Source organism: Streptomyces sp. NPDC005761 (assembly GCF_040630635.1).
Lineage (GTDB): Bacteria > Actinomycetota > Actinomycetes > Streptomycetales > Streptomycetaceae > Streptomyces.
The window spans coordinates 57,866-69,906 of record NZ_JBEXXX010000025.1 but is presented as its reverse complement, the minus strand read 5'-3'; the positions used below and the strand labels follow the sequence as shown (position 1 = coordinate 69,906).

9 protein-coding genes and 3 pseudogenes are annotated in these 12,041 nt (G+C 67.4%); 4 read left to right on the top strand and 8 right to left on the bottom strand.

Annotation, left to right across the window (positions count from 1 at the left end; translation table 11 throughout):
* Positions 1–470 precede the first annotated feature (470 nt).
* Positions 471–1,904: an endonuclease/exonuclease/phosphatase family protein gene (locus tag ABZ434_RS22550; RefSeq protein WP_359139625.1), complete on the top strand. Its 1,434-nt coding sequence runs from the start codon at positions 471–473 to the stop codon at positions 1,902–1,904.
* Between the two features lie 607 nt (positions 1,905–2,511).
* Here ABZ434_RS22550 and ABZ434_RS22545 read toward each other — a convergent pair.
* Positions 2,512–3,216 (bottom strand): annotated as a pseudogene (locus tag ABZ434_RS22545) (transcriptional regulator); the annotation flags it as partial.
* A 91-nt stretch (positions 3,217–3,307) separates the two neighbouring features.
* Between ABZ434_RS22545 and ABZ434_RS22540 the strand changes: the two are divergent.
* The 3 genes and pseudogenes from ABZ434_RS22540 (at position 3,308) to ABZ434_RS22530 (ending at position 6,479) form a co-directional block, all read left to right on the top strand.
* A complete protein-coding gene (locus ABZ434_RS22540) occupies positions 3,308–4,090 on the top strand; it encodes an aminoglycoside phosphotransferase family protein (protein WP_359139622.1) in 783 nt (260 codons plus the stop codon).
* 140 nt (positions 4,091–4,230) lie between these two features.
* Positions 4,231–5,128, top strand: a pseudogene (locus ABZ434_RS22535) (transposase); the annotation flags it as partial.
* Between the two features lie 226 nt (positions 5,129–5,354).
* The gene (locus ABZ434_RS22530) at positions 5,355–6,479 is read left to right on the top strand and encodes an MFS transporter (RefSeq protein ID WP_359139707.1); all 1,125 of its coding nucleotides are present in this window, start codon (positions 5,355–5,357) and stop codon (positions 6,477–6,479) included.
* Positions 6,480–6,482: 3 nt separating this feature from the next.
* Here ABZ434_RS22530 and ABZ434_RS22525 read toward each other — a convergent pair whose 3' ends face one another.
* The 7 genes and pseudogenes from ABZ434_RS22525 to ABZ434_RS22495 form a co-directional block, all read right to left on the bottom strand.
* The gene (locus ABZ434_RS22525; RefSeq protein WP_359139737.1) at positions 6,483–6,728 is read right to left on the bottom strand and encodes a hypothetical protein; all 246 of its coding nucleotides are present in this window, start codon (positions 6,726–6,728) and stop codon (positions 6,483–6,485) included.
* A gap of 195 nt (positions 6,729–6,923) precedes the next feature.
* A pseudogene (locus tag ABZ434_RS22520) lies at positions 6,924–7,004 on the bottom strand (hypothetical protein); the annotation flags it as partial.
* Positions 7,005–7,112: 108 nt separating this feature from the next.
* Positions 7,113–8,459, bottom strand: coding sequence for a metallopeptidase TldD-related protein (locus ABZ434_RS22515; RefSeq protein WP_359139619.1), 1,347 nt, complete (start codon positions 8,457–8,459; stop codon positions 7,113–7,115).
* A gap of 1 nt (position 8,460) precedes the next feature.
* Positions 8,461–9,882, bottom strand: a complete 1,422-nt coding sequence (locus tag ABZ434_RS22510) for a TldD/PmbA family protein (RefSeq protein WP_359139616.1) — start codon at positions 9,880–9,882, stop codon at positions 8,461–8,463.
* Positions 9,879–10,955, bottom strand: a complete 1,077-nt coding sequence (locus ABZ434_RS22505) for a hypothetical protein (protein WP_359139613.1) — start codon at positions 10,953–10,955, stop codon at positions 9,879–9,881. Before ABZ434_RS22505 ends, ABZ434_RS22510 begins: the two co-directional genes overlap by 4 nt.
* A 68-nt stretch (positions 10,956–11,023) precedes the next feature.
* Positions 11,024–11,224 carry a hypothetical protein gene (locus tag ABZ434_RS22500; protein WP_359139610.1) on the bottom strand — a complete coding sequence of 67 codons (201 nt, stop codon included), beginning with the start codon at positions 11,222–11,224 and terminating at the stop codon, positions 11,024–11,026.
* A gap of 70 nt (positions 11,225–11,294) precedes the next feature.
* On the bottom strand, positions 11,295–12,041 hold the full coding sequence (locus tag ABZ434_RS22495) for an ABC transporter permease (protein WP_359139608.1): 747 nt from the start codon (positions 12,039–12,041) through the stop codon (positions 11,295–11,297).

The window sequence follows — 12,041 nt, the reverse complement described above, 5'->3', positions numbered from 1 at the left end:
GACGCCCTGGCCGCGGACGCACCCCTTGCCGCACTCCCGGCCGTCGCCGCCTCGAGTACCCCCTCGCCGAGGCCGCCCGTACCGCCGCCTATGCCGTCCGCGCGGACGACCAGCCCTGGGACACCATCGCCACCGCCCTCAACCTCACCGAGCACGACACCCGCACCCGCCCGCACCACTGCGCGCGGCGCCCCTGAGCTGGCCGCGCCGGCCGCTGATGGCGGTTCGGCGGTTCGTTATCGGCGGGCCGCGTCTGACGGACCTGCTCGTCGTTTTGCGCCTCCGGTCGAGGGCGAGATCGAGGCAGCACTTCACGGTGACTGAGCCGACCCGGATCCCCAAGTCCCTTTGTGGGGTGGCGGACTAGATCCGTCGCAGAGTCGCAGGTAATCACCTATAGTCTCGGCCTGTAATTTTGCCGGATGTTCATGATCGACATACGTGTGCAGAACGTGTGAGGAGCGACAAGGGTGAGACGAATACGGTTCGCGGTGGCGGCTCTGCTGTCCGCGATGGCCGCCGTGGTGGCGCTGGCCGCGCCGCCGGCGGTAGCTGCGGAGGCGCCCCAGGGGTCGGCTGGGCAGCGGTGGGCACTGAAGGTCGACAACCTGTACGTGACGGTGGACGCCGGCGCCGACGGGGACATGAAGCTGAGGGCCAAAGGCACCACGGCTGCCGGGTGGGAGAAGTTCACCCTGCATACCGACTACGTATCCGGCTCCGGGTTCGGATCGTCAGTCATTTTCCGCTCGGAAGCCACGGGCCGGTACGTAACGGCGGAGGACGACGCCAGCGGCAACCTGCTGCGCACCCGAGTCGAGAACACGGGCTCCTGGCAGCGGTTCTCACTCGTGTCCCTGACGACCGGCGAGTACGGACTGAAGGCCCACAACGGCAAGTTCGTGGCCGCGGAGCTGGGTACCTACCCCGACCGCGGCCTGCTGCGTGCGCGGACCGACAAACCCGCTTCCGAACTCGGCAGCTGGGAACGTTTCACGCTGGAGCCGATCAGCGCGCCGGAGTCGGACGCCACCCACATGCCCGCACCCTCCACACCGGCGGTCAAGGCTCACAACGTGGTGTCGTGGAACATCTGCGCCAACAACAACAACGACTGCCCTCTCAAGTACGCCCCGCCGACGACGATGGCGCCAAGGGTTGCAAGCGCGCTGTTCAACGCCATGGGCACACGGCGGCCGGACGCGATCTTCTTCCAGGAGATCTGCGAGAAGCAGGCCAAGCCGTTGGAACTGGCACTCGAGGACAGGTGGCCGGGGCTGGATGTACGGTTCATGCCGACGTACTACAAGGTCACGGGCACGAACATCCTGGCGCAGAAGAATTGCTCAGACGGCACCGACAACGCCGACCGGGGCGCTTTCGGCATTGCTCTCGCCGTCCCCGACAGCAACACCTGGTTCCAGGGCACGGTCCTGCCCTCACCTGACAAGCCTGTACCCGACAAGAAGGAGCAGCGACCGATGCTCTGCGCGGTCGTCCCCGACGAGGGTTCCGCGTATTGCAATGCCCACTTCAGTAGCGGTTCCTACATCAACTCCGACGGCAAGCTCGTCGGCGACGACATCGATCCGAGCGATCCGTTCCGGCCCAAGCAAGCCGCAGAGATGCGCAGTCAGGTGGGCGACTACACGGCCGCTGGCTACACCACCTACTACGGCGGCGACCTCAACACCACCACGGCCGACGTCACCTACCTCGACCCCCTCTACTCCAGCGGGCAGGAGTGCGGGCAGGCGGACCCGACCAAACCGCACACGGGCGACCCGACCGACGGAAACAACAAGATCGACTACGTCTTCGGCCCGCAGGGGCTCAAGTACACCTGCCGCGTGACCGATCCGGCGCTCTCCGACCACCGGATCATCGAAGCAGAGACGTCCTGAACGCCGATGCTCTGACTGCGGGTTGCCCACACTCCTGAAACGCATCCCGTAACCGCAGAAGACGGGGCGTGCGGCCGCATGCCGCACGCCCCTCATGCGCCGGTATTGGTGCATCGTCAAGGACGCGCGGGCCGCCCGAACCTACTGACGTCGCGGTTGATGAGGATCTTTGAAAACGGCCGGCGTCGCTCCTCTCCCCACTGGCTTGGTCCTTGAACGAGGAACGTAGGGAATCCGACTGGGTCAAAGCACCAGATTCAGGACCGGTACGAGTGGCTGTGCGTTCAGGACTACCTGGACCTGATCGGTGAGGCAGAAGCCGACCGACACATCGCGTTGGCAGCCGACCACCAGCCTACGCATCCGATGAGCTGAGCGACGGCATGGATGTGACGGATTGCCCAGTCTGCGGACGGGAAACCCTCGCCGTATCTGGCATCGACGACTTCGGGGTCGGCTACGGCTCGGGCGTCTGCCTGGTGTGCTCCTGCGTCCGCAGTCCCGACGCTGCCCGGTAAGGCATCTGGCTCCCGCGGACTCGCGTGAACGCGCCCTGCACGGCCCAGCCGAGCTCTGCTTCAACGGTGACCATCTGCCGCTACGCTCCCTATTCCCCAGTGTCCCGGGCGGTGACCTCACCGGTTTTGATGTACCGGGCGAGATTGGCGACCTGGCCTTGCGCGCCGGGCTGCTCCAGCACCCCCGCACCCCACAGCACGTCCTGGGTGCCTTCGTGCTTGACCATCCCGGGGGAGACGCCCAGGCGGAACGAGCCGGGCACGGTCTTGCCGTCTCCGTCGTAGGGCAGGACATTCAGGGGGGTGGGGCCGTCGGCGGTGTGGCCGGCGCAGTCGGAGAGGACCGCGACGGGGTAGCGGCCGGTGGCGGCGGCCAGAGCGGTCATCTTGCGGCGCATGTTGATGCGGGCCCGGGAGGTGGCGGTGGCCCGGATGTCGGGGCGCCACATCGGCCGGGCGAGAGCGGGCCAGGCCTGCCCGGGTACCCAGTTTCCGCCGCGGGCCTTCTCCTGGAGCTTGCCGATGCCGCCCTTGACGGTCATCTTCACCGCGTCCAGCGCGATTCCCAGCTCAGGATCCCGACCTTGTGCCCGTTCATCGCCTCAAGGAACTGGTCGGGCGGCAGCTTCTCCGCGACGCCGAGATCCGCCATCGTGGCGACGTAGGCGTCGCACAACCGCTTGTACGAGCCGTCCAGGAACCGTCCGCCGTGCGGCCGCACCCAGGCCTCGACCCGGGGCGACGTCGTCGCCGAGCCCGACGGCGTACGCCACGGTCGGGGGCGCGTACAAGGCCGATACCTTGAGCTTGTCCTTTAACCTCCGTCGACTCTTACGCTCCGTTAAATGGGCTGATCATGACGGGCTGATCCGACACACTGGTTTGATGCGGCACGATGATGAAGAGCCTTTGTCCGGCGGCAACGTCAGCGATGGTGTCGTTCGCGTCGGAGACACCGTTCGACGCCCGGCCGGACCATGGACTCCCGCGGTGCATGCCCTGCTTGCCCACCTGCATGACGTGGGATTCGGCGCGGCGCCTCGCCCACTCGGTATTGACGATCGGGGGCGTGAGGTCCTGACCTTCATGCCGGGAGATGTGGTCTGGCCCGACCGGTTCTCGCTGATGGAACCCGCTCGACAACTGGCTCGCGTTGCGCGGCTGATCCGGGACTTCCACGACGCCGTGCAGGACTTCGCGCCGCCGTCCGATGCGCAGTGGCAGACGCTGATCCCCGCTGAGGGCAGTGACATCATCGCCCACAACGACCTGGCCCCGTGGAACCTCGTGGTCGCAGGTGAGGCGCGGTGGGCCTTCATCGACTGGGACACTGCGGGCCCCGGCTCGCGCCTGTGGGATGTCGCATACGCCATTCACGGGTTCATCCCGCTGTCCGCGCATCCGGACTGGCAGAGCCCGGACGCGGCGGACCGACTGCGAGTCTTCGTCGACGCCTACGGTCTCGCAGAGTCCGAGCGTCGTCGGTTGGTCCCCGTGCTGGGGCGCCGTACGCGTTCCATGCACGATTTCCTGCGCGACCAGGCAGCCCAAGGAACCCACCCCTGGGCAAGGCTGTGGGCTGAAGGCCATGGCGACGCCTGGCGAAACGATGCCGAATACATCGAGCAACGCGAAGACCAGTGGATGCAGGCCCTACTCGCTGGCTGAGGCATCAGTGCCCGTGCCTGGCTCCCGCCGTCGAACGACATCTCGAACTGGATCACTCACCTGGGCATTCGCCGAACATGGAAGCGGCCTTCGTCTGATCATGTGCTCCGACCAAGGTGCACGTGACCAAGACGAAGGCCGTGAGGGTGGGTCTCCTGCCAGATACTGTCCGGAGGGAAGCGTCACGCTTCCGGGGCGAGTTCTACGAGTGTCTGACCGCCCGGCGCGATGAGTTGTTCGAGCTGATGGACGCGGTGCTGTGCGCGGACGTGGCGGTGAAGTCTCCGGTAGACCTGATGCTGTTGCCTGAGCATCGTCGTGGGCACGGAGCGATGTACGGCGGCTTGAACCACGGCCGGATCGACGTCAATCGGCTGCGGACGGTGCTGGCCGGGTTGCCGCTGTCGCGTTTCTCCGGCGGCCGCCTGGTCCTGGCGGTCGATGTGTCGCCGTGGCTTCGGTCAGATGCGCCGTGCTCGGCAGAGCGTCTGTTTTGATCGTCAGCGAGGCCGGATACGACGTCACCCGCCTGGCCCGGGTCCTGCGCGGCCTGCCCGTCGAGCTGGTCGGCAGGGCCCGGTCCGACCGCGTCATGCGTCTGCCGAAACCACCGACGGCGCCCGGTGTCAACGGCCGGCCGCCCAAGCACGGCCCGGAGTTCCGCTTCACCAAACCGGAGACCTGGCCCGAGCCCGCGATCGCCGCCTCACCGAAACCACCAACTACGGCAAGGCCGAAACCCAGGCATGGGACCGGGTTCACCCAAGGCTGACTCACCGCTCCTCCTGGCTCGACCACGACGGTGAACTGCCCTTGGGTGAAGGCACGTTGATCCGACTGAAGGTCGAGCAACTGTCGAAGGAACGGGACGCTCCGCCAGCGTGGTTGTGGTCGTCGAAGACCGGTGCCACCCCGAACGACGTGGACCGTTTCTGGCAAGCATTTCTCCGCCGCTTCGAACTGGAGCACACCTTCCGCTTCGCGAAGCAGACTCTCGGCCGGACCACACCGAAGCTCCGCACCCCCGAGGCCGCGGAGTAGGTGTTTTCGAACCCCGGGTGAATTGGCGATCCCGAAGGTCGGTTGATCCTTTGGTCGTTCCCCATACAGCAGATGAATTCAGTTGCGGTGGGGTCGTCGGCCCCGGTGAGGTACCTCCATGGGCAATGCCACGGAGCAGGCGCAACGGGTGCGGTCTGGCAGAGACCGGACGGCCACGGTGCAATCGACGTCATGGCACCGGTCGGCGGTGCTCGGGGCCCTGATGCTGGCCGCCTTCACCTTCAATACTGCGGAAAATCTGCCGATTGGCCTCCTGGAGCTCATCTCCGGAAGCCTGCGGGTGTCAGTGTCGGCGGTCGGCTTCCTGGTCACCGGTTATGGCGTGACGGTGGCCGTGGCGTCTTTGCCGCTTGCTCACGGCGTGCGGGCAGTGCCACGACGTCATGTGCTCACGGGGCTACTGACCGCGCTGGTCGCGTCCAGTCTGGTCGCTGCACTGGCCACCTCCTACTGGCTGCTCCTTGTGACCCGGCTGCTGACCGCGCTCGCCCAGGCACTGTTCTGGGCCGTGATGGGGCCGGTTGCGGTGGGCCTGTTCGCGCCCGAGGTCCGCGGTCGTGTGGTCGGAGCGCTGTCCGTCGCCGGTTCGCTTGCCCTCGTGCTTGGTGTTCCCATCGGATCCTGGCTGGGCCATCGGAGTGGCTGGCCAGTGCCCGTTGCGATACTGGCCGGTTTGGGGCTCATCTCCCTCGTGACAATCGCTGTTCTGCTGCCGACCTCACCTCCGGAGGAACAGCCCGCCGCCTACGGGGCCAGTCCCGACGCTCGCCGGTTCGGGGTCGTGCTGGCGGCTGGGGCCCTATCCGCTACTGGGGCGTTCGCAGGATTTACGTACATCGTGAAGTTCCTGGGCGACGTGAGCGGGTTCTCCCCGAGCACGGTCAACGTCCTGTTCGTAGCATTCGGTGTGGCGTGTCTGGCCGGGGTGAGCATCACCGGGGCGCTGCTGGACCGCGCTCCGCACGCCGCGCTGACCACGGCTGTAGCCACGCAGGCCGTGGGCATGCTCGGCCTATACGTGTCAGGCACTGATCCGGTGGCGGCAGTGGTGTTCCTGGTGCTGGTCGGCGGTGCGCTCGGGCCGGTGTTCATGAGCACGCAGAACGCGATGCTGCACTGCGCACCGGGGCGCACGGATATCGCACTCGCGGCGAACTCCGGTTCCTACAACGCCGGTATTGCAGCGGGCGCCACGCTCGGTGGTCTGGTCCTGCCGCTCGCCGATGTGCGGGGCACCTTCCTCGCCGGCGGCCTGCTGACCCTCGGGGCTTGCGCGGTGCTACTCGGCGGGCAACTGCTTCGTCACAGACCGGATCCCGCCGAATAACCCTCAGCCAGGGGACGGTGGCTTTCTTCGTCCACTGGTGCGGCGGTTCTTGCGGATCAGGCGCCGAGTCATAGAGGCGGCGCGCACCCCTGTGAGCTGGGTGGTGGCGAGCTGGGTCCGTTCGTCGTCGGGGCAGCGGACCAGGTGCGGATCGAGCGTGCCCGTGATCACCCGGGTGAGCCGGCCAAGGATCTGCCGGAACTGCCGCTTGCCGTAACCGATCCAGTCCGCGGGGTCGTCCGAGAACATGTAGCCGTCCCTGCGGGTCCAGGTGATCGGGTCAGGACCTGCGAGTCGGTGATGCGGGTAGCGGCGATGAGCTGGTAGGTCTGCAGGCCCGCAGGGCGCGCTTCCATCAAGGCGACACGGACCAGGTAGCCGTGCTCGGCAAGGGGACGCGCCTCGGATCCGGTCCCGGGTCTCGGCGGAGTTGTCGAACTGGGCACGGTTGAGGAGCATCCTGGTGGTGCCGTGTCGCATCGCCTTGCGGGCAACGTCCGGGCGGCGCAACAGATCCGTAGTCACCTGCTGGGCGACGGTGTCGTCACGGGTCAGCTCCGCGCGCTGGTACGCGGTCGCCGGCCCCCTCTCCTGAAAGGCCGTGCGGGCGAGAACACCCCGGCTGGGTGGACTTCACGCGACGTTCTCGAACCGGAGGGAGGAGAGGCCGAGGCTGAGCCACGTCCCGCCGACGGAGTGGGTACGACCGGGAAAATAGGAGCGTGTCGGTGTTGTCGCCGTGATGGCCGAAAGCACCTCCGCCGTTGTCGCCGTGAGAACCACGGTCCCGGCTCCGTGAGCCACTTTGCCCTCACTCAGCCTCGCGACATCAAGGCGGACCGTGAAGCAGCTGCCGGAGCGCATGCGTTGGACTCCGTCGCCCCTCAGATCGTAGGCGAGCAGCCCCTCGTACTCGTCGTGGGCGTAGTCGGAAGGAGCGGTTTCGAGACGCACGTTGGACGGCAGTGCTTCGGGGACTTCACTCTCTCCTCCCCGGGCGGCGTGACCGGTGAGGGCAACGGTTCCCTGCCCGTCGCCACTGCCTCGGCACGTCAATCGCGTGCGGGTTCCGGTCCGGCCGAGCAGCACCGTCGGCCCACTCGGAGCGCCCTCCTCGTCGAACGGATGGACGTGGTACCCGCCGACGGCGGCCGGGTCGTCCAGCACAGCGGCGGGAAGCGGACCGGTGCTGACCGGGAACCCGTCGACCAGGTCCTTGACCACCAGTCCGAGCAGTGATGCCGCCGCTCTCGGAGCGAGCATCAGCGTGTTCCCGGCACCCGGCCCCGGCTTGGCATGCGAAGCAAGCATCGCTGCGCCGCGCCAACCCGCCTCTTCCAGCATCTCCTTCATCGGCAGTTCCCGCAGACGGTGCCCGTGGCGGGCGGCCCAGAGCCGGATTCTCCGGCCGGCCCGCTCGACCTCCACAAGCGTACGAAGTTCAAGCCGGGTCACCCCGTACCCGGCGGCCTGCGGACGCTCCGGGGAAGCGAACGCGGTTGCCCGGTGATCCACGGTCAGGACGCAGTCCGCGATCCTCAAGGAGACGCCCTGGTGGGAGCCCACGAACTCTGCCAGGCCCTGGAGCTCGGTGAGCAGCCAGGCCAGGCTGTCGGGAGCCTCCGCGGTGTTGTCGAAGAAGGCCACCTGGTCCCAGGTCGTGTCCGGCAGCAGCGGCCGGGCCTCTGCGTAGACGCGTCCGAAAGGCAGCAACCGGCGGGCGGCCTCCAGAGCGCCGACCAGCGAGTCCGGTGCGGTGCCGTGGACCGAAGTGTGTACGTCCCGGCCCCCAGCGGCGAGACGGACCAGCGTCGTGTCGTTCCGCAGAGGCGCTCCCGAGCGCACTCCGGCGTCGAGGATCCGGTGCTTGCGCCGGGTCGACGCCAGGACCAGGGCGTCGACGCGTTCGCGGGCGCGGGCACGTCCGGCGGTGTCCTCCGCCGTACGGCAGGCCTCGTACCGATCGGAATTCTCGTGCACGTCAACACCGCCAGGTGAGCTGTTCGAATCGCATGGTGGGCGAGTGGAGGCCGATACGGACGGATTGCCCCTGCTTCCCGCAGGTCGCGTTGTCACCCTCCACGTCGTCGGCGATGCCGGCGAGCTGCCGAAGGGCATCACGGGCGTCACCGAACAGGACCACGTCCTGCAGGGGAATCCTGTCCCCAGCGGGTGTCAGGAAATGGCTCTCCGACGCCGCGAAGGAGAACTCGCCGCGATCCAGGTTGATTTCGCCCGAGCTGAGGGCGCCGACGTGCAGGAGACCGCCCCGGGGCGGCTCCAGCAGAGCGGCGGTGCTGTCCGGTCCGGGGAGAACAACGGTGTTCGATGCTCTGGGAAGCGAGGCATGACGGTAGTCCTCCCTGCGGCCGCTTCCAGTACTCAGGTCGCAGGAGCCGTACACGGCCCTCGTGCAAGTGAGGCGACCGGCCACGATGCCTTGGTCGACGAGGACCACACGGGTCGCGGCCTGCCCGTCGTCGTCCGTCGCGCAGCTTCCCATGCCTTCGGGAACCCCTGGGTCGTCAACCAGTCGCAGCGGAGCCGATGTGAGAGCGGCACCCATCAGGCCGCTGGTATAGCTCGAAGCCTTGGCCAGGTTGTCCGCCTCCAGCGCATGACCGATCAGCTCATGTAGCAGAGCTGCCCCGACCCGGGGGGCGAGCACCACCGGTGTGGTGCGGACACCGAGCCGTCGGGAGCCGAGCAAGGCCCTGGAACGGTCAGCGGCGGAGAGGATCAGATTCTCCGCGGACAGTGCGAGGTCGGGCCCGGCATCTCCGAGCCGCCAGTGCGGGGCGTTGCGCCGAGTGAATACGCGTGCCTGCTGTCCTTGTCCCCATGCTGTTGCGGCGCAGCGCTGGCGCCCACCGGTGGACCGCCAGCTCCGGCCGGCGCCGGTGGAGTCCACCACTGCCCGCTGCCCGCGGAAGAAGTCCTGTACGAAATCCACGGACAGGTCTGCGGCGGCAGCCGACCGGGTGATGGAGTCGGTGAGGAGGTACAGGTCTCGGTGAGGGCGTTCCTCTTCGAGTTCGGAGCACCGACTGATGGGCTCGGGAGCACGGGGGCGGCCGAAACCCTGGAGCGCGGCCACTCTCTCCGCCAGGAGGCCAGGTTCGGCAAGGGGAGCGGAGCCATACCACCAGGAGTCCCGCCGGCGCAGAAGCAGTCCAACTCCGAAGCGGCGGTCCAGCGACGTCCCGTGACCGGCGCGGGCCCCGTGGCGGACGGTGCTGTCGAGCCGCACGTTCGATGTCGCCTCGACGAATGCCTGCGCGTACTGCGCGCCCAGCCGTACACCTTCCTCGCACCAGTGCGCGGCGACCGCCTCGAGAAGGCGGTCGAAGGACGATTCCGGCTCCGCCCCCACATCAGGAGCGCGGCCGGTCGGCGCGGTCACCGGAACAGCTCCCGCGAAACGAGGCCGCGGCGCAGGAGTACCTGGACGATTTCGTGGGCGCGGCCCGCGGTGAGCGGCGCCTCGTCCGTGCCGGCCGAAAGAGGCTTGTGGAGCGGGACCGCGGCTCCCACCACTTCCTCCGGTTCGCGGCCGTTGCACAGCCCCCAGACGAGTGCGACGTCGGGCTTCACGACGAACTGCCGCCGCAGTTCGTTGTTGAGCAGCACGCCTTCGGTGAGGTGGATGACGTTGTACTGCGGATTCCGCCTCAGAGCTCCTGGCCCCGTCACCCAGAAGGGCCACCGGTTCACCTCGGGCGCGTCCCATCCGAGCAGTTGCGAGGCCACCGAAAGCGTCTGAAGAAAGGACAGGAACTCCCGCATCCCCTTGCGAGGGTCTCCGTCAGCCCAGGAACCGGTCTGGAGGGAGGTGTACAAGCTGTGGGGGAAGTCCTTGCTGACCGATCGGTCGAGCTGGCGGTGCACCCACTTGGTGCCGTAGTACGGATCTCCCGCGGCAGTGGTCAGGGACTTGCCCGCACAGAGCATCAAGGTCTGTCCGACCAGGGCGGCGGTGGTGAAGTCCTCGTCCTCGCAGGAGCCCTTGAAGTCCGAGAGATGGCCGTTGGCCTCAAGTGCCCAGTGGTTCAGAGCCATCTGCCGCAGCCGGTCCTCGTTGTGAGCCAGTCGGCTGCGGAGGTCCGCCAGATTCGGTGAGTCCTTGACGACTTCCATCTGGCGCATGCGCAGGAGCACGTCGAGTTCGTTCTTGGTCAGTCCGGTGGACCGCAGGTCCTGCCGGCTGACGGCCCACTGCTCGACTTTGGCGAAGGCGTCACGGAACCAGTCGAGAGTGTAGGTCTCGACGTCCAGCCTTTCGCCGCCCTCGGTGATCTGGCGTACCTGGATGTCCGTGTTCGAGGAGACGAGGGCGAACACGTCCACGTCGCTGGTCGGGCTGCCCAGTCCTGCCGGCAGGCTGCCGGCGAGGTAGATGGCGTCCATGAGCGGGTCATCGGCGAGCCGGGCGGTCGCGGCACGGGCGGTGACAAGCTTTTCTTCGCGGTATCGCATGGGTTCCTTTGACACGACGGGGAAGGGCGTGGACACCGTTCGGCGTCCACGCCCCACTGCATCTACCTTCAGACGTCCACGACGTCGATCACGTCGACCACGTCGATCACGTCCACGACGTCGATCACGTCCACGACGTCGATCACGTCCACAACGTCGATCACGTCCACAACGTCCACGACATCGACGTTCACGACCGCGGGCGTCGCGGCCTCGACCTGCTCCCGTACTTCGGCTTCCACGTCGCCGAATTCGAGAATGTCCTCCATGAGGAACCCCTTCGTTGGTGGTGCACTGCCCCGCACCGGCAGGCGCGGGAGACCCTGGTGCGCGGCCTGCTCAGCCGCGTGAACCTCTCCGGAGGAAGATCTGCACGAGCAGGGCGCCACCGGCGAACCAGACCAGCCCCACAGCCACCTCCGAGACTGCGGATTCGACGAGGCCCGGACCTCGGCCGACCGGTCCGGAGAGATATGCCGCGACATGGCTGATCGGGAATGCCTCCGAGACGGGACGCAGAGGCGACGGCAGGGCCTCGGTGTTCATCAGAGTTCCGGAGAAGACCATGAGCAGCAGATGCGCGAGGTTGGGAGTGGTGAACACGTCCTTGACCAGGAGCGCGATGCCCGCGGTCAGGACCCCCATACCGAACGCGCTCACCAGGACCAGGATCAGAGCTCCGGCGAACGTGTGGAGGGGCACGGGAAGGACTCCGTACAGCAGGCCGCAGACCAGGTAGGTGATCAGCCCGCTCAGAAAGCCGTCGACCAGATGTGGCAGTCCTCGTTGGCAGATGGCCGCCAAGGTGTTCTGCGGCGAGGCCAGCCACAGGTCCAGCGTTCCGAAGGAGCGCTCGTTGGCGACCGCCAGTGCCAACCCGTATATCACCGCGTGTGCGCAGGCCAGCAGGCTCGCGCCGACGAGCGTGCGGGCCACGGAACCGCCGTAGTGGGAGCTGACCGCCGCGAACGTGACCGCCAGACCTATGGGCCGGATCAGGCGTGAGCTCAGGTAGCCGAGCGGGTTGAGCCAGGTGAAGAGCGCGCGGTAACTGAGTGCCGCGCCCTGGAGGACCGGATGGGACAT